This window comes from Brinjal little leaf phytoplasma (assembly GCF_978563805.1).
Genome location: NZ_CEAFKD010000001.1, coordinates 103,093 through 129,621 on the forward strand (window position 1 = coordinate 103,093; position 26,529 = coordinate 129,621).

Here is a 26,529-nt window from a genome sequence, read left to right on the forward strand (position 1 = left end):
ATGCAAAAAATTAAAGGTACTAGAGATTTACTATTCTTTGAAATTGAAAAATGGAAAATTTTAGAAAATAAAATTAAAATATATTTGGAAAAATATAATTTTCAAGAAATCAGAACACCTATTTTAGAATATTGTGAATTATTTCAACGTTCTGCTCAATATTCTGAAATGGTTATGAAAGAAATTTTTCAATTTAAAGATAAAAAAGGTAGAAATATTGCTTTAAGACCAGAAGGAACAGCTTCTATTGCTAGAAGTTATGTCGAAAATAAACTTTATAATACAAATGATTTAACGAAATTCTACTATTATGGTCCTTTTTTTCGTTACGAAAGGCCCCAAAAAGGACGTTATCGTCAGTTTCATCAATTTGGAGTTGAAGTTATTGGAATTCAAAATTTTTTATCAGAAATAGAAATATTTTTTTTACTAAGTGATCTTTTAAATATACTTAATTTAAAAGAAGCTAAAATAAAAATTAATAGTTTAGGGGATTTAGAATCACGTAACCGTTTCTTAAATGATTTTAAACCTTATATAACAAAACATCAAAATGAATTATGTAATTTATGCCTAACAAGAAAAGATCAAAATATTTTAAGAATTTTCGACTGCAAAGAATGTTCCACTAAAAAAATTTTAAAAGAAGCACCTATTATATTTAATTATTTGACTCATGAATCTAAAAACAAATTTCAAACAACTTTAGATATTTTACGTAAAGCCCAAATTAATTTTGAAATAGATTTTCAATTAGTGAGAGGTTTAGATTATTATACTGATCTTGTTTTCGAAATTTCTATTTTCTCTCATATAAATAAACAAAAATATATCTTAGGTGGTGGTGGTAATTACAATAATCTTATAAAAGAATTTAGTGGTTATGAAATTAAGAGTATTGGTTTTGCTTTCGGAATAGAACGATTAATGGATATTTTAGACGAAAATATGTTTTTTGAAAATTATAAAACAAAATATGGTTTAGATGTTTATTTATTTACTTTAAATGAAATGATTATGTTAGATACGCTTATCTTATTAAGAAAAATCAGACAAAACAATATAAAATCCGAAATGAACTATAAAATATTCAATTTTAAAAAACAATTACGCAAGATATTAGAATTAAAACCTAAATATATTATTTTTATAGGGCAAAAAGAAATGGAAAATAATAAAGTTAATATTAAAAATATTTCTGATCAAACAACATTTACTATAAATAAAAATAAAATAATCAATTTTTTAAAAGAGGGATTAAACTTATAAATGAAAACAAAATATATTTTTTCTAATAACGAAATAACTTTAAAACAAAAAGAACAAAAAGTTTTAATCAAAGGTTGGTTGGCCAGAAAAAGAAATATTGGTGCAAAAATATTTTTAATTTTAAGAGATTTTTCAGGAATCATACAATTAGTTGCTGATAAAAATCATCCAAAATATGATAAAATAATTTCTATGAAAATAGAAACTGTAGTCGAAGTTATAGGTTGGGTAAAAGAAAGAATAAATAAAAATTTGGATTTAAAAACAGGAGAAATAGAAATTTTAATTGAAAAAATTAATATTCTTTCAGAAGCTCATACTTTACCTTTAAACGTCTTTGAACAAACAGAAGCATCAGAAGAGCACCGTTTAAAATATCGTTATTTAGACTTAAGGAAAACAGAACAAAAAAATTATTTAATAAAACGTCATCAAATTACCCAAAACATAAGACAAACTCTTTTAGACAATGAGTTTCTAGAGTTAGAAACCCCTATTTTATCTAAATCTACCCCTGAAGGAGCTAGAGATTATTTAGTTCCGTCCCGTATTCATCCTTTCAAGTTTTATGCTTTGCCTCAATCACCGCAAATATTTAAACAATTATATATGATTGCTGGTTTTGAAAAATATTTTCAAATAGCACGTTGTTTTCGTGATGAAGATTTAAGATCTGATAGACAACCAGAATTTACTCAAATAGATATCGAAACCTCTTTTTTTACTAAAGAAGAAATTATGACTTTAATAGAAGAAATAATGCAAAATCTTTTTCATTCTATTTTCGACAAAACTTTAAAAACGCCTTTACCCAAAATAACTTATAATGAAGCTCTAAATTTATATGGAACAGACAAACCAGATTTAAGATTTGATTTATTAATTGAAAATTTAACACCTTATTTTGATACTAAATTCATACATGAAAACAATAATACAAAAATAATTAAAGGTATTAAAATAAGTATTAAAGAATACAAAAAATTTTTTTCCAGAAAAAAAATTGATGAATATAAAAATTTAATTCAACAAATGTTTTCTTTAAATTTACAAATCATACAAAGACAAAACAATGTATTAAAAGGTTATTTAAGTAATTTTATTACAAAAAATTCTTTTTTAGAAGAAGAAATTTGTTTTTTTATTATATCACAAAACAATCCAGAATTAGATAATGGAAATAATGACATTATATTAAAATCTTTAGGTTATTTAAGAAATAAGTTAGCTCAAAATTTAAATTTATATGACCCTACAAAAGAATCTTTATTATGGGTTGTCGATTTTCCTTTATTAGAATTTGATCAATCAGAAATGAAATATTATTCTATGCATCACCCTTTTACTGCTCCTATAAATGTCCAACAATTATATGAAAACCCTGATAAAGTTAAAGCGCAAACTTATGATTTAATTTGGAATGGTCATGAAGTAGGTGGTGGTTCGTTAAGAAATTATCAATATAAAGTTCAAGAATTTATTTTTAATAAGTTAGGTTTAAAAAAAGAAGAGATTGAACAAAATTTTGGTTTTTTTAATGAAGCTTTAAAATATGGCGCTCCTCCTCATGGCGGTATCGCTTTAGGATTAGATCGTTTAGTCATGTTATTTACTAAAACAAATAATATTAAAGATGTAATTGCTTTTCCTAAAACTCAGAGCGGACAAGACTTAATGATGCAAAGTCCTACTTTAATTGACGAAAAACAATTAGAAATTTTAAAATTAAAAAAAATAGAAAATAAATATAAATAATACAATAATTTCAAAGTCTTAAAAAAAAGGACCTAATATTATGATTTTTTCTTCTCTATGTTTAAAATTCGATAAAAAAAATACATATATTATATCTGTAAGTGGAGGAGTGGATTCTATGGTATTACTGGATTATTTATATCATTCCAAGTATAATTTAATCGTGGTACATTTTAACCATTTAAAAAGAAAAGACTCCTTAAAAGATAAAATTTTAATCGAACAATATTGTTGTTCAAAACAAATATCTTTTTATTATTTCGAATTAAACATAGAAGAAAAAAATTTCCAAAATAAAGCTAGATTATTAAGACAAGAAAAATTAAAACAAATTGCTGTAAAACATAAAACCAATTATATAATCACAGCACATCATTTAGATGATTTAGCCGAAACTATTTTATTCAAAATCGCTCGTGGTAGTTCTGTTTTAGGATATAGCGGAATGCAAACATCATATTTTAATAATGGTTTTTATTTTGTAAAACCATTATTATATATTTCCAAACAGGATATTTTATCTTATGCTTCTAACAAAAAAATTACTTTTTTCGAAGATTATACTAATAATTTAAATATATATACTAGAAATAAGATAAGAAATCAAATTATACCTTGTTTCAAAGAAATGAATAATTTTTTAAAAAATATTAAAAAATTTCATCTTCAAATGACAGAAATAAACATATTTATTAGAAAAAAAACTCATGATTTTTTAGAACAAAATCAAAATAATTTTTGTTTCAATTTAACATCTTTTTTAAAATTAGATATTGTTATTCAAAAAGATATCATTTTATTTTTATTAGAAGAAAAAAAAATTAATAAAAATTTTGATTTAATAAATAATATTATCAAAGGTTTACAAAATGATCAAAAACCTAATATAACTTGGGATTCATTATCATCTGAATGGTTATTTATAAAACAATATAATAAATTTTTTTGGCAAAAAAAACAAAGAAAACAAGAAAAAAATAATAAATGTTTAAAATCTTTGTTATATTATTCAAATAAGAAAAATTTTTTATCTTTTTGTTTTTTAATTAAAAAAATATTATATGATCCAAACAATATCAAACCTCCTTTTTTTTTAAGAAAAAGACAACCAGGTGATATTTTAAGATTTTCTTTCGGAAAACAAAAATTAAAAAAATTTTTTATTAATTTAAAAATTCCTTTAATGGAAAGAGATAAAATTTGGTTAATTGTTGATCAACAAAATATTATTATTTGGATTCCGAATTTATATTTAAATTCTACGCTCGGTCAAAAAAAATATCTTTATTTTGGTTTAAAAAAAGAAAAATAACAAATATATAATATAATTGCTTTAAATTCAAAATATTTTTTAAAAAATAAAAGAAACTAAGAAATATTTTTTAGAATTATATAAATAGGAGTTTTTGTGATAGCTACAGATTGGTTAATAAAATTTCAAATATTTACTGCTTTTTTTGCGGGTTTAATCATTGGTTTTACAATATTCAGTTTATTATATTTATATTCTGTTTTAAAAAACTTAAATAAGCAAAAAAATAAAATAAAAGATATTAAAAATGATAAATTATCCAACGAAGAAATGAATAAATTAATAAAAAAAAAACAAAAAATATTTCGAAAAGATATTAAAAAGAATCCAAACGATTATATGCCGTCTTTGTTAAATAATTGTAAAAATTTAATTTTAGAAGCTTCTTCTATTTTTTATCCTAATTCGCCATTTCCTTATTTAGAAATTACTATCGAAGAAGGTTTAACTTTAATAAAATATTTACATGACAGATTAGAAAATTTATTTGATAAAAAAATTATATTCTATTTTCGCAAAATGACTTTAAGACAAATTTTTGTTTTAAAACAAAAATTAATAGATAAAAAATATCTGAAAAAATATCAAAAAACTAATAAAATATTAAATTTTGTATCTAATACTTTAAATTGTTTTAATCCTTTTCATTGGGCGAAAAAAATTTTTATTAAACTCGCTTATAGTAAAATTCTTGATAAGATTGGATGTGCAATTATTTTAATTATAGGAGAAGAAATTTATCAAATCTATAGTAAAAAAATGTTCACACCAACACAAAATATAAATGACATTTTAAATGAATTAGAAGAAGAGATAGAGATAAAAAAAAATAATTTATAATAAAAATAATAAAGAATGGTTTTAAATTTATGATAAATATTCAATGGTTTCCAGGCCATATGTCTAAAACTTTGAAAGATATTCAAAAAAATTTAAAATTCGTAGATTGTATTTTGATTATTTTAGACGCAAGAATTCCTTTTTCAAGTATGAATTTTGAACTTTTAAAATGTTTAAACAATAAACCTTTTTTAATTTTATTCAATAAAAGTTCTCTTGCAGATTTAGAACAAAATAGTTTTTTTTTAAATTTTTTTCATAAAAAAAAAATATTTCATACTCTAAACATAGATGCTAAAAAAAAAATAAATACTCATAAAATATATCCTAAAATTAAAGAAATTTTAAATTATAAAAAACAAAAAATAAAAAAATTTTTAAAATTTATGATTATAGGAGTACCAAACGTAGGCAAATCAACCTTAATTAACTGTTTAGCAGGTAAAAAAATTACTAAAACATCAAATTTGCCAGGTATTACAAAACAAATGCAATGGATTAATTTAGATAATAATATGAAATTACTAGATACTCCAGGTGTTTTATGGCCTAAATTTAAATATAAAGAAATAGGTTATTCTTTGGCTATTTGTGGTTGTATAAAAGAAAATATATTCATAAAAGAAGAAATTATAGATTATTTATTAAAATATTTAAAAACAAAATATCCTAATAATTTAAAAACAATTTTTAATTTAAAGAATTTCGAATTAGAAAAAGACGATTTATTACAAATTTTAATAAATAAAATGTATCCTAATATTTATTCCAATGATTATGATCTTCGCCAAAAAAATAACTTATTATCAATGATTTTTAAAAAAATTCAAAGTAATAAAATGCCGAAAATTAATTATGATCTTAATTTTAAAGATTTTTTATAGATATATAAAGTAAAATAAAAAAAGATATATCTAAAAAAAGAAAGTTGATTCATATTATGAAAAAAGAAGTAATTATTTTAGAATCTCCTTCCAAAGCTAAAACTATTAATAATTATCTCGGTGAAGATATCTTAGTTTTGCATTCTAAAGGACATATTAGAGATTTATCTTTAAAAGGGACAGAACGTTTGGGTATAGATATTAAAAATAACTTTAAACCAGATTATATAATAATAGAAAAACAAAAACAAATAGTAAAAGAATTAATTCAAAAAACTAAAAACAAAAAAGTTTTTTTGGCAACTGATCCAGATAGAGAAGGCGAAGCAATAGCTTGGCACTTATCACAAATTTTAAAATTAGATGAAAAAGATAAAAATAGAATTTTATTTAACGAAATCACTCAAGATGTAGTCCAAAAAGCATTCAAATCTCCTTGTAGTATTAATAAAAAATTAGTAGAATCTCAAGAAACTAGAAGAATGTTAGATAGAATTATTGGTTTTAAATTATCTAGAATCATTAGAAAAATTAAATCTCGATCAGCAGGTAGAGTTCAATCAGTTGCTTTAAAATTAATTGTCGAATTAGAAGAAAAACGTAATAAATTCATCCGAGAAGAATATAACTTAATTAAAGCACATTTTGAACATTTTCAATCCAATTTAATAATTCAAACTGAAAAGCATAAAATAAAAGAAAAAGAAGCGCTTGAAATTTTTAATAAAATCAAAGATAAAAATTTTTTATTAAAAAATATTAAAAATACAAAAATCAAAAAAACACCTCCTAAACCTTTTATTACGTCCACTCTACAACAATATACTTTTCAAAATCTTTCTATGAGCGCTAAAAATACAATGATAACAGCTCAAAAACTTTATGAAGGAATTGATATAAATAATGCAAGAATGGGTTTAATTACTTATATGAGAACTGATTCTGTTAGAATTTCTTCTGATTTTGAAAAAAAAATTAAATATTTTATTCAAAATAAATACGGTTCTGAATATGTAGGTAATATACAAAAAACAAAAAATATAAAAAATAAAAATATTAGTGATGCTCATGAAGCTATTAGAGTCACTGACATAAATAAAACTCCTGAAAGTTTAAAACAATATCTTAATAAATATGAATTAGCTTTATATAATATAATTTATGAACGTACTTTATCTTGTTTTATGTCAGAAGCTATAATTAATAAAACTCAATTATTCTTTGAAGTAGATAAATATCTTTTTTTAACAGAAACAAATGAAATGATTTTTGAAGGTTATTATAAAATATCAAAAAATCCATTTAACAAAATTATGTTACCTCCTTTAGAAATAAATAAAGAATATAAACCTAAAGAAATTCAAATAATAAAAAAAATGACTAATCCTCCTTCTCATTACACAGAAGCTTCTTTAATTAAAGAATTAGAAAATTTAAAAATTGGTAGACCGTCTACTTATGCTTCAATTATTGAAATATTAAAAAAAAGATATTATGTTGTTATTGAAGATAAAAAAATGGTTTGTACAGAATTAGGTATTTTAACAAAAAAAACTTTAGATCAATTTTTTTCCTCAATAATAAATGTGGAATATACAGCTAAAATGGAAAAAAAATTAGATGAAATTTCTTTTGGTACAATAAAGAAATTAGATTTATTACAAAATTTTTATAAAAAATTTCAAGAACTTTGTGAAATAGCACAACAAAAAATAGAAAAACCTAAACCAATTATAACCGAAGAAAAATGTGAATTATGTGGTTCTTTTTTGGCTCAAAGAAAAGGAAAATATGGTGATTTTTTAGGTTGTAGTGCTTTTCCTAAATGTAAAAATATTATAAGTTTAAAAAAACAAAACAAAAATATTTTATTAACTGAAGAAAAATGTGAATTATGTGGTTCTTTCTTAATTAAGAGAAAAGGAAAATATGGTGATTTTTTAGGTTGTAGTGCTTTTCCTAAATGTAAAAACATTATAAATTTAAAAAAATAAAAGCAAAAACAAATAATCAAAATTATTAATTTAAATTTCAATAAATTTCTTTAAAATAATATATAAAAAAAAGGTGTATTTATGTTTAATATCATAAAAAAAATTTTTAAAAAAAAAAATAAACAAAATTTATTAGGAATACAAAAATTAGAATATAATTTTAATCAATGGGTTCAAGTTGTTTTACAAAAAGAAAATATTGATTTATCTTTATTAAATGATTTAGAAATTTTATTTATTAAATCAGATATAGGAGTAAAAACTTCTTATTATTTGATTCAACAATTCAAACAAAAAATTCAAGAAAAAAAAATTTCAAAATCTGAACAATTATTAACTTTAATAAAAAACGAACTTATATCTTTTTATCAAAAAGGTAATGAATGCATAAAACAAAAAAATATAAATAGCACAAAAAACAAAAAACAAGTTTTTTTATTTGTTGGCGCGAATGGAGTAGGCAAAACAACAACTATTGGAAAATTAGCTTTCCAATTTAAAGAAAAAGGCAAAAAAGTTTTATTAGTTGCTGGTGACACTTTTAGAACTGGTGCTATAGAACAATTGAAAATATGGGGAGAAAAAACAAATAACGAAATTTTTTATAAAAAAGGGAATATATCCCCTTCAAGTCTATTTTTTGAAGCTTTAACTTACGCAAACAATAATAATTTTGATATAATTTTATGTGATACTTCAGGAAGATTAGAAAATAAAGTCAATTTAATGAAAGAATTAGAAAAAATTAAAAGAGTTATCGGTAAAATATTTCCTGAAGGCCCTCATAAAACTTTTCTAATCTTAGATGCTATGACTGGACAAAACGGATTAAAACAAATAGAAGTATTTAACCAAGTAGTCCCTTTAACAGGTATTATTTTAACTAAACTGGATGGAATAGGTAAAGGGGGGTTAATTTTAACTACAAAACATATTTATAATTTACCCACTGAATATATAGGCATTGGCGAAAAAAAGAATGATTTAATAGAATTTGATATTAATCATTACATTGATACTTTATTTGATTATAATTTTGAAATTAATAGCAATGAGAAAGGGTTATAAACGAAATAAAATGAGTTTTTTAAGTAATGGTTTTTCTAAAATAATAAACAAAATTAAAGGCAAAAAATTTATTAATGAACAAGATTTTGAAGCCATAATGAAAGATATTCGTTTAGCTTTATTAGAATCAGATGTTAGTTACGAAGTTATAACCGAATTTAATGAATTAATAAAACAAAAAACCTTAGGACAAGAAATTATTAAAGGGATTAAACCACAAGAACAAATTATCAAAATTATAAAAAATATTTTAACAATTATTTTAGGTCACACAAATACCGCTTTAAATTTAAATAAAAATTTAGATATTATTCTTTTAATAGGTTTACAAGGAAGCGGTAAAACAACAACGGCCGGAAAATTATCTTTTTTTATACAAAAGAAACTTAACAAAAAAACTTTATTAATTGCTGCTGATACTTATAGATTCGGAGCGATAGAACAATTAAAATCTATCGGAGAAAAAATTAATATTGAAGTATTTTCTCAAGAAAATGAAAAAACTTTAAATATTATTGAAAATGGTATAAAATACGCTAAACAAAATAATTTTGAAGTAGTTATCATTGATACAGCTGGATGTTTAACTATTGAGCCTAAAATGATAAAAGAAATACAAAATATTAAACACAAATGTGATCCTTCAGAGATATTAATTGTAGCTGATGCACTTTTAGGCCAGCAAGCTGTTAATATAGCTAAAAATTTCCATCAACAAATAAAAGCTACAGGAATCATTTTAACAAAAATGGATTCAGATGCTAAAGGTGGGGCAGCTTTATCAATGAAATATGTCACTAAATTACCTATCAAATTCACTTCTTATTCAGAAAAACATAATGATGATAATTTTGAAATTTTCCATCCAGAACGTATGATTTCTAGAATTTTGGGTATGGGTGATATTTTAACTCTAATGGAAAATGTAAAAGAAAAAATAAATACAAAACAAGATAAACAGGTTTTAAATAGAATTTTAGAAAATGATTATAATTATAATGATCTAATGAAACAACTTAATTTATTGAGTAAAATAGGATCTATGAAAAAAATATTAAATTTCATGCCAGGGATCAGTTCTAAAATAAAACAAATGCCTTTTTTAGAAAATGATGTTATTAAAAAATTTAAATCTATTATTCAAAGTATGACCAAAGAAGAAAAATTAAACCCTAAATTAATTGAAGAAAATAATAGAAGAAGAGCAAGAATTATTAAAGGATCAGGTAATCAAATGAGTGACATAAATAATTTAATAATTTTTATTCAAAAACAAAAACAAATATCTAAACAAATAGGGAATTTAGATTCAAATGAAATAAATAATCCTGAAGATTTATTAAATAAATTTTTAAATTAAAAATAATACTTTTATTTTTTTGATAAACATTTATTTACGGAGATGAAATATAAAAATATGCGTAAAATAGTTCTAGTAGATGGTAATTCTTTAGTTTTTAGAGCTTATTACGCTACTTATTATAAAAAAGTCAAATTAATGAAAAAAAATGAAGGCGAAGATATAAACGCATTAATAGTTTTTATCAATATGTTTAAAAAAATTTTAGAAAAAACCGAAAATCATATTTGCGTTGCTTTCGATTCTAAACATAAAACGCAAAAACATACACTTTATGAAGATTATAAAAAAGGTCGTCTAAAAACGCCAGAATCTTTAATTAATCAAATCCATTTAATAAAAGAATATTTAACGTTATCAGGGATCCATCATTATTCTCAAGATGGTTATGAAGCAGATGATATTATTGGTACCATCGCTAATCAAGCAAGTCAAAATAATATTTCTGTTCTTATTTTATCTAGTGACAAAGATTTACTTCAATTAATAAATTGTAATATTACAGTTGGTTTAATTAAACAAGGTTTAACAAAAGTTATTTATTATAATTCTCAAATGTTAGAAAATGAATTTTTTTTAAAAGCAAATCAAATAATTGATTTTAAAAGTCTAACAGGTGATAGTTCAGATAATATTAAAGGTGTTCCTTCAATAGGACCTAAAACTGCTACTAAATTATTAAATAAATTTAATAATTTAGAAAACATTTTTAATAATTTAGAACAAATAAATTCAAAAATAAGAACTAAATTGATTCAATTTAAAAAAGAAATTTTGTTTAATCGTGTTTTAGTAACTATTAACAAATTCGTTCCTTTATCTTTTGATTATACTCAAACTAAAATTCAAAATAAAAATATATTTTTATTAAAAACTTTTTTAGAAAAATATAAATTAAAAAAAGGAAATATTGAATTATGAATTTCGAACCGCAATTTCCAAGACCAAATAAAGAATTCAATCCAAAAAAAGAACCTGAAATATTCATTCAACAAAATAAAAAGGATTTTTTGTCATTAGCTCAAAAAATTAGTAGTATTATTTTAAATATTTTAATGATTCTTCTATTTTTCGGACTTATAAATCAAATGAAAAATAATAAAAATTTATTTTCAAATGATCATTCAAACACACAATGGGCATTGGATAAAAAAGTTCAAAATAATAAATTAACAATTGATAAAGATTTTTGTGGTTCTGATTCTATAAAAAAAGATATAAAAGACTTAATTGAAAATATCGAAAACACAAATGAAAATATTCCGAGAGGATTTTTGTTGCATGGGCCGCCCGGTACAGGGAAAACTTATTTAGCCAAATGTTTAGCTGGTTCTGTTAAAAAACATGCTCCTTTTTTTATTGTTAACGGTTCGGATTTAGTAGAAAAATATGTAGGCTTAGGTGCTTTACGTATTAGAACACTTTTTGAAACTGCTAAAAAAGAAGCTAATACAGAAAATAAAAAATATTTTTTTATTTTTATTGATGAAATAGATTCGATAGGTAGAAAAAGAAGTTCTGATGGAAATGCTGGTAATATTGAAGCAGAAAACACATTAAATGCTCTATTAGGCGAAATAGATGGATTTAAATCCAATAATGAACCATATGGTATTGTTTTTGGTTCTACCAATAGAGAAGAATTATTAGATGATGCTTTAGTTAGAGAAGGTCGCTTAGGTAAAAAAATTTATTTAGGACATCCTAATAAAAAAGAAATAAAAAAACTTATTGAATTTTTTTTAAATAAAAACAAGATTCTAAAAACAACAATAGACAAAATTTTAAAGGATGATCAAGGACTATTAGAAACTTTATCAAGTGCTCTTTTAACTACCTCAGATATAAATTCTTTAATAAAAGAAGCAATTAAATTAGCTCCTGATAAGAAAGATGTAAAAATAGAGCATTTATATGATGCTTTTGATGCAATACAAATGGGAGTTCAAAGTGAACAAGAACAATGTGACACCGACAAAGATACAATTATTCAACATGAATTAGGTCATGCTTTAGTAGCTAAAGCTTTAGGTTCAGAAGTAAATCGCATCAACGTAGAATCTAAAGGCAAAATAGGAGGTTACACATTATCTAGTTTGAAAAATGAAACAATTTTACCAACTCAAAATGACCTAATTGAACGTATTATTATTTTATTAGGAGGAAGAGCGGCAGAAGCAATATTCCGACAAAATAATATTAGTTCTGGTTCTTCGAATGATTTAATAAAAGTTAAATCATTAGCGAACCATATGGTTCAAGACTTAGGTATGTGTTTCAAATTAAAAGATGGTGAAATTATAACAGAAGATATTGCGTCAAACAACGATAAAATAGAAATTAAGAATATTATTGACAATTCATATGAAATAGCTAAACATATTATGAAAAAATATAAAGAAAAAGAATACCGCAACACATTCCAAAATTTAAAAGACGAATTAAAAAAAGAAAAAAAAATAAATAAAACAGAATTGAACGAAGAAAAATATAAATATTATATTTTAGAAAAAGGCGATGAATTAAAAGGGGGCCAAATACAAGACAAGTTTAAAAAAATATTGGACAAAAAATCCTAATCTCTAAAAAATAAAAAAACCCACTTTTAAAGTGTGTTTGTGTTATATAATTTATATAATCATTTGATATAACAATTATCAAATTAAATTTCTAAATAATAAATTAATTAAATTACAATTTAAATGTATATAAATGAAAAATCAAATAATCAAAAAAGGATAGTTAAATTTATGAAATTAATACCATTAGGCATTTCAGGTAGACATGCACATTTATCTCAAAAAACATTAGATATTTTATTTGGAATTCCAAATTATAAATTAACTTTTTTAAAAAATTTAAAACAAAAAGGACAATACGCTTCTGAAGAAAAAATTGATATCATGAGTTCATCAGGACAAATTTTAAAAAATGTTCGTATTCTAGGTCCAGTTAGAAATTTCGATCAAATAGAAATAAGTCAAAGTGATAATTTAAGATGTAAATTTGAAGCTCCTATGAGATCTTCAGGTGATATTAAAGATTCATCTTCAGCTACTTTAATAGGTCCGAAAGGTAAAGTTGAAATTAAAGAAGGAGTGATTATTGCTAATAGACATATTCATTTTTCATTAGAAGAAGCTAATGAATTTAATGTTGTAGATAAACAAGTAGTAAATATTGAAATCGAAGGAATTAAATCAGGTGTTTTAGGTAATGTTTTATGTCGAGTAGATAAAAATTTTTCTTTAGAATGTCATTTAGATACTGATGATGCTAGTGCTTTTTTATTAAAAACAGGTGATAAAGCAAAATTAATTAATCCTAAAATAATTTAATTATTTATTATTGAAAATCTAAATTTTTTTATAATTTCACAAAATAAAGTAATATATAATAAAATGAATCTTTGGAAAGAAATTTTATTGAAATGTTAAAGAATATTTATGAAGTATAATAAACCAGAAGAATTGCAAAAACCTGAAGTTTTTAATGATTCTATTTATGGATATATATACATCAATTATCTTTTTTTAAAAAAATTAATTGATACTAGTCCTATGCAAAGACTAAGAAGAATAAAACAATTAAGTTTTGTACATATGGTTTTTAGTTGTGCTGAACAATCACGTTTTAATCATAGTTTAGGAGTTTATGAATTAGCTAGAAGATTTTTAGAAATAAACAATAATATTTTGATAAATATATTCGATCATAGAACTAAAATGCTTTTATTAACTTCAGCTTTATTACATGATATAGGACATGGTTCTTATTCTCATACTTTTGAAATTATTTTTAAAACAAACCATGAAAAACAAAGTGCTACGATAATTTTAGAACATAAGGAAATCAATAATATTTTAGATAAAATAGATCTTAATTTTAAAAAAGATGTTACTTCTATCATAAACAAAGAAGGTAAATTTAAATTGATTGAACAACTTTTATCTAGTCAATTAGATTTTGATCGTTTAGATTATTTAAGAAGAGATGCCTTTTTTACAGGAGTAAGTTATGGCTATATTGATTCCGATCTTTTAATCAGAAGTATGGAAATAGATAAGAAAACAAATAAAATCGTTTTTAAAAAAAGTAGTATCACTTCTATAGAAAATTACTTAATCAATCGTTATCATATGTATTGTAGAGTGTATTATCATACTAAAGTGATAGGTTTTTCAGTTATTTTAGAACAAATTTTTAAAAGAGTTGATTTTTTATTTAAAAACAAATATAAATTTCAATGTTCAGATATTATTTCAATTTTAGAAAAATTTATTAATCAACCTGATGATATTTATAATTATTTAAATATTGACGATTTCTATATACATGTTTTAATTTTTTATTTAAAAAAAGAAAAAGATAATATTTTAATTAATTTATGCAATGATTTTTTAAATCGTAACATTTGGTCTTATTTAGATATTAATAAAGACAATCAACAAAAAATTCAAGAAATTAAAAATCATTATAAAATCGATGAAATAGATTATTATACTTATGATGGTAAAAAAATTACATCAATTATCTATAAAGAAAATAAAAATAATATTGGAGATAATATTCTCATTTATAAAGATTTTAAACAACAAAACACTACTACTTTAAGTAAGGAATCTCCTATCATTAATTTATTAAGTAGGCACCTACAAGATAAAAATTTACAAAAAATAGATTCAAAATTTTTTTATAGAAAATATAAAAATGAATAAAAATAAACATATATTCAAAAAAAAATACGGACAAAATTTTTTAAATGATATTAATTTATTAAAAATGATCGTTAAAACAGCTGATATAGAAAATAAAAATGTTGTAGAAATTGGTCCGGGTAAAGGTATTTTAACTCGTTTGATATTAAATAAAGCTAAAAAAGTTTTAGCTTATGAAATTGATCAAGATTTAAAATTTTTTTTAAATTTTGACAATAATCCAAAAATTAATATTATTTATGATAATTTTTTATCACGTAATTTAGAAGCAGATTTAGAAAAATACTTTCCTAAAGAAGAAATAGTTTTGATGGGTAATTTACCTTATTATATCACAACTCCTCTTTTATTTAAAATTTTATTTTTGCCTCAAATAAAAACTTTTACTATTATGATCCAAAAAGAAGTAGGATTTCGAATTTTATCTAACGAAAAAGACAAAAATTATAATGCTTTAAGTGTTTTCATAAAATCTTTAACTCGTGTTACTAAAATTAAAATAATAAAAAAAAATATGTTTTTTCCTCAACCTAAAGTAGATGGTATTGTTTTAAAATTTGATAAATTTGAATTAGATGCAAAAGATAAAGTGTTTATGGAACAAATATTTTATCCTTTTATTAAAGCGTCTTTTAAACAAAAAAGAAAATTTTTAATCAATAATTTGAGTCAAAATTTTCATATTTGTAAAAAGCAAATTTCAATGTTTTTTCAAAAAAATAACATTTCATTAAATATTAGAGCAGAAGAAATAGATATTGACAAATTCAAAGAAATAACTTCTCTTTTTTTTGATTTTTTTAATTTAAATAAAACAAATATAATTAACAAAGAAAAAACAAATTAAAATTATATTTTTTAATAATTATGTTAATATAATTTATAGTAATTGAAATTAATGATTTAATTCAAATATAAATAAAAAGTAAATATTAAAATAAGGAATATATTTAAAATGGAAATAACTTGTGTAAGAACAAATTTATATACTAATAAAAACAGTTTGAAAGCTATTGCATCCATTATATTCAACAATTGTTTTGTGGTTCGCAATATTAAAGTAATTGAAGGAGATAAAGGTCTTTTTATTACGATGCCAAGTACAAAAAATTCGAAAGGAATTTTTGTAGATATTGCGCACCCTATTAATAGAGAAACAAGACAAATGATCGAAGAAAATATTAAAAAAACTTTTCAAGATATGGTTGACAAAGAAGAAAATAAAATGGAAATAAAAACAAATCAAAATATAGATAGCACAAATAATTTTCGAGTAACAGATGTTAAAGTAAATTTATATCCAAATAGTAAAACTAGATTAAGAGCAAAAGCTTCTATTAAAATAAATGATTGTTTTGTGATTCATGGTATTAAAATTATTGAAGGCGAAAGAAGTCTTTTTATTGCAATGCCAAGTACAAAAAATTCTAAAGGTGTTTATGTAGATATTGCTCATCCTATAAAACAAGAAACAAGACAAATGATTGAAACAGAATGTAAAAAAGTTTTTCAAGAAATGATGAATAATAAAGATAATGAGGAAAACGAAAAACCAGAAAACACAAACGATAACAATTATGAAAATGATAATTCAAAAATAGAAAACACAAGTGATAATAATAACGAAAATACAAATTAATAAGAAATAAAAAAATACAAATGAAAATAATTTTAATAATTAAAAAAAATTTATAAAAACATAATTATTTGAAATAAATTTAACAAAATACAAAATTATTCATTATACAAAATCATTAATCTTTAGAAAGATACTTTTATATCTTATGAATAATAATTCCAAAGAAAAAGAAAGCGAAAATCCAAAAAAATTTATTTATTTATTTTTTTTTGGATTATTAATTTATTTTGTAATTTTTATACCTATTAATTTCATTCCTAATTTACTTTCTGATAACAACAATATTACGAATTATATAAAAAAATTTTTAACATTGTTTATTTTATTTTTAACTGGATATTCAGTTATTAAAGAAGGTTTAATTAAAACTTATAAAAATACTAAAAAAAATAAAAAATTAACTCTAAATGTGCATATTTTAATGATTTTAGCTACTGTTGGTTCTTTATACCAGGCAAAGTATAATGAAGCTGTTTTATTAATTATTATTTTCGGAGGAGCTCATTTTTTAGAAGAATACGTTGAAGAAAAAAATCAAAAAGAAATAAAAAAACTTTTAGATATAAAACCTAAAAAAGCTAAATTATTACAAAAAAATAATGATTTTAAATTAGTAGATGTTTGTGATTTAAAAATAGGAGATAAAGTAATAATTTTAAACGGAGAACAAATACCTTCTGATGGTATTATTATATCAGGACATTCTTCTATAGATGAATCAACAATCACGGGCGAAAGTATGCCTTTAGATAAAAAAGTAGGAGATAAAGTTTTTGGCAGTAATATAAATTTAAGCAATACTTTAATAATAGAAATTACTACAACCGAAGATAAAACTATTTTTTCTGAAATAATTAGATTAACTCAAAAAATTCAAGGAAATGTTTCTAAAAAAGCATCTTTAATTAAACAATTAGAACCTTTATATGTAAAAACAGTTCTTTTAATTACTTCTTTTTTCATAATTATAACACAATTAATATATATAATATTACAACACTATGATGATTCGAGTTTTGCTTATTTGTCTCAACATTTAGAATTTTCCAAAATTTTTTATAAAAGTATGGTATTTTTAACTGTATCTTCTCCTTGTGCTTTAGCTGTTGCTGATATTCCTGCTACTCTTTCAGCTATTTCGAATTTAGCACAAAAAGGAATTTTATTAAAAAATGGTCAATCATTAAGTATTTTATCTAATATAGAAACTATTGCTTTTGATAAAACAGGTACTTTAACACAAGGAAAAATCAAAGTTCAAGAAATTTTTTTTAAATCTAATATTTCCGACGAAAAAAAAAATGAATATTTAAATATTTTATGGACAATCGAAAAAAATTCAAATCATCCAATAGCTTTTGCAATACAGAAATACTTAAAAGAAAAATTAAATTTAAACTTTAATTTAAAATTAAAAACTCTTAATTTAATCGGAATTGGAATTGAAGCTACAGATGAAAAAAATAATTTCTATAAAGTAGCTAAATATAATATTTTTGATAAAGTCCCTTTAGAAATAGAACAAAAAACTCAAGAATTTTTAAAAAAAGGGAATACAGTTATTTATTTGAGTCACAATAATGAAATTATTATGTCAATCGCTATAATTGATATAATTCGACCGGAAGCCAAAGAGCTAATCGAATATTTTAATAATAAAAAAATCAATACAGTAATGTTAACAGGTGATAATGAAAAAGTAGCAAAAGCTATATCTTCTAAGTTAAATTTGAATTCTTTTTTATCTAATTGTTTACCAGAAACCAAAGCAAAATATATCGAAAAAATAAAAAAGAAAAATCATATTGTAGCTATGATAGGGGATGGCATAAATGATTCACCAGCTTTAGCTAACTCAGATGTTTCCATAACCTTACAAGAAGGAAGCGATGTAGTTATAGACATTGCAGATATTATTTTAATAAAAAATGATTTAAGAAAAATAATATACACTCATAAAATATCTTATAAATTAAATAAAATAATATGGCAAAATATTGTATTTGCTTTTTTAATTATAGTAATATTTTCTTTAATTAATTTTATTGGAAATATATCATTACCTATAGCGGTTATCGCTCATGAAGGTAGTACTTTATTAGTTATTTTTAATTGTTTAAGATTAAGAAACAACATTAAATAAAAAAACTATTTCACGAAATAGTTTTTTTATTTATTTTAATATGACTTTTTAAATAGAATAAAAAAATTAAAATATTTATATAAAATTTTATGATAAATAAATATTCAAAAAAGCATCTTTAATAAAAGATATTTTTATTAATATAAATTAAAAAATTTTTTTCAAGTAAAATAATTATATATATAGTTTGTATTAAAAACTCATTAATTTGAAATAAAAAAATATCAATTCTTTCAAAAAAAAAATAATAAATATATTTATAAATTCACAAAAGGTAAAGAAAAAAATGAAAGTAGGAATCGTGGGATTACCTAATGTTGGGAAATCAACTTTATTTAACGCAATAACAAATATGAAAGTATTAGAAGCTAATTATCCTTTCGCTACTATACAACCTAATGTTGGTGTTGTATCAATTCAAGACGAACGTTTAAATTTTTTAGCTAATCTTTTTCAATCTCAAAAAATTATAACAACACAAATCCAATTTATAGATATAGCTGGTTTAGTCAAAAACGCCTCTAAAGGAGAAGGATTAGGAAATCAATTTTTAAATCATATTAGAGATGTAGATGCTATTTGTCATGTAGTTAAATGTTTTGATGATCCAAATATTATTCATGTTAATGACAAAGTAGATCCTGTCAATGAAAGTATCGCAATAGAAACAGAATTGATTTTATCTGATTTGGAGCAAATTGAAAAACGTTTATCTAAAATAAATAGACAAAAAAAAAATTTGTTAAATAAAGAAACACTAAAAGAAGAAGATTTATTAAAAAAATTAAAATCTAATTTAGAACAAGACAATAATATATCTAAATTAAATTTAAACAGTCAAGAATTAAAAATAATTAAAAATTTTAATTTATTATCTTTAAAACCTATGATTTATATTGGTAATTTTCAAGAAAAAGATTTATTAGATTTAACAAATAATTCATTTTTTCAACAAATGTCAAAACATGCTAAAAAAAAAGAAAGAGAATTTATTCCAGTTTGTATTTTATTAGAAAAAGAATTATCTGTTTTGAATAAAACAGAAAAAGAAAATTTTTTATCAATGTATAATTTAAAAAATAGTGCTTTACAAGAAATTATTAAAAAAAGTTATAAACTTTTAGGATTGCAAACTTATTTTACAACAGGTAAAACAGAAACAAAAGCTTGGTCTTTTTATAAAGGGATGACCGCTTCTGAATGCGGAGGCATAATTCATAGCGATTTTCAAAGAGGTTTTATAAAAGCAGAAATTTTTAATTTTAAAGATTTAATGCAAAATAACAATTTTGTTCAAATAAAAGAAAACGGTCAATTAAGATTAGAAGGAAAAAATTATTTAGTTCAAGATGGAGATGTTATTACTTTTTACTTTAATGTTTCTAAACAAAATAAAATTAAATAAAATAATTACAATTTTTTTTATTATAAAAAATGGAGAATAATATTATGACAAATATAAATTATAAAAATACCTTGACAATGCCTTCTACAAAATTTCCGATGAAAGGTAATTTAAGCCAAAAAGAAATTGAAATAGAACAAAAATGGGAAGATATTCAATTATATGATAAAGTTTTAAAAAAGAACAAAAATAACCTTTGTTTTTTTTTACATGACGGGCCTCCTTATGCCAACGGCAATATTCACATTGGACATGCTTTAAATAAAATTTTAAAAGATTTTATATTACGTTTTAAAACAATGCAAGGGTTTCACGCTCCTTATATTCCTGGATGGGATTGTCATGGACTACCTATTGAATCAGTTGTATTAAAAAAATTTTCTAAAAATCAATTAAAGACCAAAAAAACTTTTTTAAATAAATGTGAAGAAATAGCTTTAAAATTTGTAGAACAACAGAAAACAAATTTTAAAAGATTAGGTATATTAGGTCAATGGGAGAAACCTTATTTAACTTTAAATAATACTTTTGTAGCTGATCAAATCCGTATTTTTAGTAAAATGATTGCTAAAAAATTAATCTTTAAAAAATTAAAGCCTATTTATTGGTCTCCTTTTTTACAATCTGTTTTGGCCGAGTCAGAAATAGAATATAAAAATCATCAATCTTTATCTATTTTTGTTCTTTTTCCTCTTTTAAATATAAACTTAAAAGAAAATATATTTAAAAATACATCTTTATTAGTTTGGACAACAACACCTTGGACTTTACCGGCTAATACAGCTGTTTGTTTAAATCCAAACAAAAATTATTGTTTAATTCAAATAAACGATAAAGAAAAATATATCTTAAGCGATTTAGTTTTAGATAAGTTAAAAGTAAAATTTAATTGGGAAAACATCAAAATTATTAAAACTTTTAAAGGAAATTTGTTAAAAAACTGTTTTTATCAAAATGAATTATTTCAGCAAAAAAGAAAAATTATTTTAGATAGTTTTGTTTCAGACACAGAAGGAACTGGATTAGTTCATATTGCTCCAGGACATGGTTATGATGATTTTATATTAAGTGAAAAATATAATTTAGACATATTATTGAGTGTTGATCAAAAAGGTTTAATGACTGAAATTGCTGGCAAATATAAAGGTTTATTTTACGAAAAAGCTAACCATATGATTGTGTCAGATTTAAAAGAAAAAAAACTCATACTACATTCAGAAATATTCAATCATTCTTATCCTCATGATGAAAGAAATAAAAAACCAATTATTTATTTAGCTATCCCGCAATGGTTTTTAAATATTGCAAAAATTAAAAAACAACTTTTATCAGAAATTAAAAAAATAAAATGGATTCCTCAATGGGGACAAATTAAAATGCATAATATGATAAAAGATAGACAAGATTGGGTTATCAGTAGACAAAGAATTTGGGGAGCGCCAATTCCTATTTTTTATACAGAAAATAATACACCTATTTTAGATGAATTTGTAATCCAACATGTAGCTAATTTAATTGAAAAAAATGGTAAAGAAATTTGGTTTGAATGGGAACCTTTAAAATTATTACCTCCTAATTATACAAATCCACAAAGTCCTAATAATATTTTTAAAAAAGAAATGGATATTATGGATGTTTGGTTTGATTCTGGTACTTCTTATAGCACCTTTAAAAAGTTATACAACAATTTGGAATCTGCAGATGTCTATTTAGAAGGTGCAGATCAATATCGTGGTTGGTTTAATTCTTCTTTAATTACTTCTATAGCAGCTTTTGATGCAAAACCTTATAAAACAATTGTTACTCATGGTTTTGTTTTGGATGGTAAAGGCCAAAAAATGAGTAAATCACTGAATAATGTTGTTGATCCTTTACAAATTATAAAACAAAAAGGCGCGGATATTCTAAGATTATGGGTTGCTCATATCAACTATAATATAGATGTGAAATTAGACGATAATATATTAAAACAAATAGAAGAAAAATATAAAAAAATAAGAAATACTTTTCGTTTTATGTTAGGCAATTTAAATAATTTTGACCCTTTGAAAGAATGTTATATTCCGATTGAGAAAAGACCTATATTCCATCAATTATTTATATTAGAATTTCAAAATATTTTTTTACAAATAATAGATTTTTACGAAAATTATAATTTTGAAAAAATTATGAGTTTATTATATCCTTTTATTTCGAATAAAATGAGCGCTTTTTATTTAGATTTTGGTAAAGATATTTTATATATTGAAAAAGAAAATAATTGGGAAAAAAATGTAATTAAATCCAATATATACGATCTTTTAATGTATTTTTTGAAAATTTTAACTCCTATTATTCCTCATACTACTGCCGAAGTGTATCAAAATTTATCATTTACTCAAAAAGAAGATATTTATTTAGAATCAATTCCTCAAAAAAAAGAACTGCAAAATTGGATCACTAATTATTATCAAAAACAACAATTAAATGAAAAACAAAATAATTATAAATTATTTTTTATTTTAAGAGAACAAATTTTAAAACAATTAGAAGAAGCAAGACAAAATAAAATTATAACTGCTTCTTTACAAGCTAAATTAATTTTACATTTACCACAAGAATACATCCAAATGATAAATTCTTTAGAAATTAAAGACAAATTACATCAATTATTAATTGTATCTCAAATACAAATAATCGAACATAAATCTTTAAATATTAATATTTTGCTAGCAACAGGTAATGCTTGTCCTAGATGTTGGAATATCATAGAAAATAAAGATTTAAACAAATTATGCGATCGTTGTTTAAAATACTTTGAACAATAAAATATATAATCAAATCATTAGAATATAGGTGTATAAAAATATTATAATATGATAAAACAAATATCAAATAATTCCGTAAATAGTAATAAATTTTTAACTAAACAAAATATTAAAACGGTAATTATTTCTTTATTTTTACTTTTATTATATGTTTTATTGGATGTTATATTTATAAGTGGAGATTATAATATTCAATTATACACAACAGGAATGCACGGTCTTTGTGATGCTATAGCTAAAATTTTAATGAAAACAAATGATGAATGGAGAAATAATCCATCTTTTAATGGTTGGTTTGTTGCTATTCTTTTTGGTTTAATTAATTTATTATTATTTATCTTCATTGCCTTCCCCAAATTAGATTTAAAATTTAGTATAAATTCTTTAATAAATACAATTGGTTTTGTTCTTTTATTCTTTATATTAACTCCTTTAATCAATAAACCAAATGGTTCTTTACATTTTTTAAGTAATTGTTTTGGTTTAATAAAACCAAATAGTGGTTTCAGGTTAACTTTGATCAGAGTTCTAATTGTTGCTTTTTTTTCAGGATTAATTACTAGTTCTTGCATCAAAATAGGTAGTTCAACTGGAGGAATAGATATTATAGCTAAATATTTATCTATTTATAAACAAAAAAGCATATCTTTATATATTAATATATTAAATTATTCTATAGCTATATTTTCAGTTCTTTTTGTTTATCTATATAAAAACGAATTTAATTTAGATTCTTTAATCTTAACTTTCATTAAATTAATAATAAATTCTTGTGTTATATATTTTATATTAGACCAAATTTAGATTCTAATAAAAAAAATCTTTTAGAATAATATTTTTTTAATATTACAGAAAGTTTCAAGACCAAAATGAAAAATATTTTGTTAGAATTCAAAGCGTATATTCAACATGAACTTTTATTATCATCAAACACTGTTCAAGCTTATTTAAATGATATATCACAATATTTAAATTTTATAACTACTAACTTAAATATCAAAAAACCTAATCAAATAACAAAAAAAGATATTTCATTGTTTTTAGAAAACATTAATAATATACAAAAAATTAGTAGTAGAAGTTTAGCTAGAAAAATTATTGTTATTAAAAAATTTCATTCTTTTTTATTTTTAGAAAAAAAAGTAAACCAGGATGTAACTCTTGTTTTAAAAATACCTAAAATAGAAAAAAAATTACCTTTAGTCTTATCTTTAGAAGAAATTTATGTCTTTTTAGAATGCATTGATAATAAAAATACTTTCATTTCATTAAGAAATAAAGCTTTTTTCGAATTAATGTATAGTTCAGGTTTAAGAATATCAGAAATTTTAAACCTAACTTTATCCAATTTAAATTTACAACAATCTTATATCATTGTTAAAGGTAAAGGTTCTAAAGAAAGAATTATTCCTATAACTCAATATTCTACAAAAAAATTAAAAAAATATTTCAAAAAAGGACGTTTATCCTTATTAAAACAAAAAACAAATGATTTTGTTTTTTTAAACCAAAAAGGAGAACGTTTATCACGACAAGGTTGTTATAAAATTTTCAAACAAATAACTAAAAAAGCTAATTTGAGAAAGGAATATTCACTACATACATTAAGACATTCTTTTGCAACTCATTTATTGGAAAATGGAATGGATTTAAGAACTTTACAAAATATTTTAGGTCATGAAGATATTACTACTACTCAAATTTATACTCATATTAGTCAAAAATATTTGAAAAAAACATATTTGAAATATCATCCTAGAGCAAATATAAAATAATTCATAAAAAAAGGGGGTTATAAAAAATAATGCATTCTTTAAATTTATTTATATATAATCAAGAATTTTTTTTAGAAAAAGAAAAAAATAATTTAAAGAATTTGTGCAAACAAAAAAATTATCAATTTTTATTTTATTATATTCAAATGAATAATTATATAGAAATAGCACAAAATATAGCAAAAGAATTATACACTAGTTCTTTTTTTTATGATAAAAAAATACTTTTTATAGAAAATCTTTCTTTTTTAATGCAAAAAAAAAATATAAATTTAAATTTTTTATTAAATTTTTTTGAAAAACCACAAGAAAATATCATTATTTATTTAGTAGAAGAAAAAGATAATAATTTGACGTCTGATATACAAGAACAAATATATAAAAATTTCCATATTTACAAAAAAAATAAACTATCTTACAAAGATTTATTTAAATATACTAAAGAACAATTCACAAATGACGGTTTTATAATAAATTCGGAAATTGTCTATTTTATAATACATACAATCAAAAATAATTTATTTTTATTAAAAGAAGAAATTCAAAAAATTAAATTATATCATTTATCTACACAAACAAAAGAAATTAAAAATTTGGACATCATTAAAAAATTAATATTTTATCATCAAGATGACAATATATTTGCATTTATTAAATCAGTTCTTAATGATAATGACATCAATAAAAAAAATATTCATCTATTATGCGAAAATTTGATAAATAAAAAAAAAGATCCTGTTTTGCTTATTTATCAAATTTTAAATAAATTACAAGGAATGATTTTAATAAAACATTTAATAATAGAAAATAAAAAAGAGAATGAAATAAGTAATATTTTACAATATCCTATAGAAAAAACCTTTTTTTTAATAAAAGAAATTAAACTATTGCCTATAAATAAAATAGAAAATTTATTTTTAATATTTTTTGATTTATATTACAAATTTAAAAAAGAAATTATAAAAAACGAAAACAATTTAAAATATCTTTTAATAAATACAATTTTTAATTTATAATTTTATTTATCTTTGAAAAAGAAATAAAACCTTCCCTAACCAAAGTCAAATTAAGTAAAGTAGCATCAATAACAGTAGAACTTAAATTAGTAGTAGGAATTTGATCATTAGAATAAATATAATCAACTTTATGTTGAAATTGTTTTATAATCTCTGAATAATTATTTAAAGGGGGTTCGCCGCTTTTATTGACAGAAGTAGTTTTTAAAGGACCTTTTGTTTTTAAAATTTCCAAAGCCAAAGGATGATTAGGAATTCTAATTCCTATTTTTTTTTCATTAGTTCTATAAAAATATTTTTTTTGACTAAAAACAATAATAGTTAATGGGCCGGGCCAAAAATAAAAAATTAATTTTTTAATCTTTTCATTTATAATTGCTATTTCTTCTATTTGTTCCAAAGAAGAACATAAAACACTAATAGGTTTATTGAAATCTCTTTGTTTAATATTATAAATAGTTTTTAAACTTTCTTTATCATATATTGAACAACCTAAACCATAAACCGTATCTGTAGGAAAAATAATAATTTTATGTTTTAACAT

21 protein-coding genes are annotated in these 26,529 nt (G+C 21.7%); 20 read left to right on the forward strand and 1 reads right to left on the reverse strand.

Annotation, left to right across the window (positions count from 1 at the left end):
- The 20 genes from hisS to holA all read left to right on the forward strand — a co-directional run bounded on the left by hisS (position 1) and on the right by holA (position 25,985).
- The gene (hisS, locus tag ACTCUI_RS00460) at positions 1–1,269 is read left to right on the forward strand and encodes a histidine--tRNA ligase (protein ID WP_463430708.1); all 1,269 of its coding nucleotides are present in this window, start codon (positions 1–3) and stop codon (positions 1,267–1,269) included.
- Positions 1,270–3,024: an aspartate--tRNA ligase gene (gene aspS, locus ACTCUI_RS00465; RefSeq protein ID WP_463430710.1), complete on the forward strand. Its 1,755-nt coding sequence runs from the start codon at positions 1,270–1,272 to the stop codon at positions 3,022–3,024.
- A gap of 40 nt (positions 3,025–3,064) precedes the next feature.
- Positions 3,065–4,336 carry a tRNA lysidine(34) synthetase TilS gene (gene tilS, locus ACTCUI_RS00470; RefSeq protein ID WP_463430712.1) on the forward strand — a complete coding sequence of 424 codons (1,272 nt, stop codon included), beginning with the start codon at positions 3,065–3,067 and terminating at the stop codon, positions 4,334–4,336.
- A gap of 96 nt (positions 4,337–4,432) precedes the next feature.
- Complete coding sequence (locus ACTCUI_RS00475) at positions 4,433–5,176, forward strand: hypothetical protein (RefSeq protein ID WP_463430714.1); 744 nt, start codon at positions 4,433–4,435, stop codon at positions 5,174–5,176.
- 29 nt (positions 5,177–5,205) lie between these two features.
- Positions 5,206–6,060, forward strand: coding sequence for a ribosome biogenesis GTPase YlqF (gene ylqF / locus ACTCUI_RS00480; protein ID WP_463430716.1), 855 nt, complete (start codon positions 5,206–5,208; stop codon positions 6,058–6,060).
- A gap of 56 nt (positions 6,061–6,116) precedes the next feature.
- Positions 6,117–8,054, forward strand: coding sequence for a type I DNA topoisomerase (gene topA, locus ACTCUI_RS00485; protein WP_463430718.1), 1,938 nt, complete (start codon positions 6,117–6,119; stop codon positions 8,052–8,054).
- Between the two features lie 81 nt (positions 8,055–8,135).
- Positions 8,136–9,122 (forward strand): signal recognition particle-docking protein FtsY, encoded by a 987-nt coding sequence (gene ftsY, locus ACTCUI_RS00490; protein WP_463430720.1) that lies wholly within the window; start codon positions 8,136–8,138, stop codon positions 9,120–9,122.
- A 10-nt stretch (positions 9,123–9,132) separates the two neighbouring features.
- A complete protein-coding gene (gene ffh / locus ACTCUI_RS00495) occupies positions 9,133–10,482 on the forward strand; it encodes a signal recognition particle protein (protein ID WP_463430722.1) in 1,350 nt (449 codons plus the stop codon).
- A gap of 57 nt (positions 10,483–10,539) precedes the next feature.
- Complete coding sequence (locus ACTCUI_RS00500; protein ID WP_463430724.1) at positions 10,540–11,403, forward strand: 5'-3' exonuclease; 864 nt, start codon at positions 10,540–10,542, stop codon at positions 11,401–11,403.
- Positions 11,400–13,061, forward strand: coding sequence for an AAA family ATPase (locus ACTCUI_RS00505; RefSeq protein WP_463430726.1), 1,662 nt, complete (start codon positions 11,400–11,402; stop codon positions 13,059–13,061). Before ACTCUI_RS00500 ends, ACTCUI_RS00505 begins: the two co-directional genes overlap by 4 nt.
- A 171-nt stretch (positions 13,062–13,232) precedes the next feature.
- A complete protein-coding gene (gene pduL / locus ACTCUI_RS00510) occupies positions 13,233–13,820 on the forward strand; it encodes a phosphate propanoyltransferase (protein ID WP_463430728.1) in 588 nt (195 codons plus the stop codon).
- 108 nt (positions 13,821–13,928) lie between these two features.
- Positions 13,929–15,200 carry an HD domain-containing protein gene (locus ACTCUI_RS00515; protein ID WP_463430730.1) on the forward strand — a complete coding sequence of 424 codons (1,272 nt, stop codon included), beginning with the start codon at positions 13,929–13,931 and terminating at the stop codon, positions 15,198–15,200.
- Positions 15,193–16,047, forward strand: a complete 855-nt coding sequence (gene rsmA / locus ACTCUI_RS00520; RefSeq protein ID WP_463430732.1) for a 16S rRNA (adenine(1518)-N(6)/adenine(1519)-N(6))-dimethyltransferase RsmA — start codon at positions 15,193–15,195, stop codon at positions 16,045–16,047. Before ACTCUI_RS00515 ends, rsmA begins: the two co-directional genes overlap by 8 nt.
- 108 nt (positions 16,048–16,155) lie before the next feature.
- Complete coding sequence (locus ACTCUI_RS00525) at positions 16,156–16,839, forward strand: SpoVG family protein (protein WP_463430735.1); 684 nt, start codon at positions 16,156–16,158, stop codon at positions 16,837–16,839.
- Positions 16,840–16,984: 145 nt separating this feature from the next.
- Positions 16,985–18,982 carry a heavy metal translocating P-type ATPase gene (locus tag ACTCUI_RS00530; RefSeq protein WP_463430737.1) on the forward strand — a complete coding sequence of 666 codons (1,998 nt, stop codon included), beginning with the start codon at positions 16,985–16,987 and terminating at the stop codon, positions 18,980–18,982.
- 286 nt (positions 18,983–19,268) lie between these two features.
- Entirely contained in the window at positions 19,269–20,387 is a 1,119-nt protein-coding gene (gene ychF / locus ACTCUI_RS00535) for a redox-regulated ATPase YchF (protein WP_463430739.1), read from the forward strand.
- 44 nt (positions 20,388–20,431) lie between these two features.
- Positions 20,432–23,194: an isoleucine--tRNA ligase gene (gene ileS, locus ACTCUI_RS00540; protein WP_463430741.1), complete on the forward strand. Its 2,763-nt coding sequence runs from the start codon at positions 20,432–20,434 to the stop codon at positions 23,192–23,194.
- Between the two features lie 48 nt (positions 23,195–23,242).
- Positions 23,243–23,998 (forward strand): YitT family protein, encoded by a 756-nt coding sequence (locus tag ACTCUI_RS00545; RefSeq protein ID WP_463430743.1) that lies wholly within the window; start codon positions 23,243–23,245, stop codon positions 23,996–23,998.
- A 65-nt stretch (positions 23,999–24,063) separates the two neighbouring features.
- Complete coding sequence (locus ACTCUI_RS00550) at positions 24,064–24,969, forward strand: tyrosine recombinase (protein ID WP_463430745.1); 906 nt, start codon at positions 24,064–24,066, stop codon at positions 24,967–24,969.
- A 29-nt stretch (positions 24,970–24,998) separates the two neighbouring features.
- Positions 24,999–25,985: a DNA polymerase III subunit delta gene (gene holA, locus ACTCUI_RS00555; RefSeq protein WP_463430747.1), complete on the forward strand. Its 987-nt coding sequence runs from the start codon at positions 24,999–25,001 to the stop codon at positions 25,983–25,985.
- Here the strand turns inward: holA and ACTCUI_RS00560 are convergent.
- A complete protein-coding gene (locus ACTCUI_RS00560; protein WP_463430749.1) occupies positions 25,975–26,529 on the reverse strand; it encodes an L-threonylcarbamoyladenylate synthase in 555 nt (184 codons plus the stop codon). The genes holA and ACTCUI_RS00560 overlap by 11 nt on opposite strands.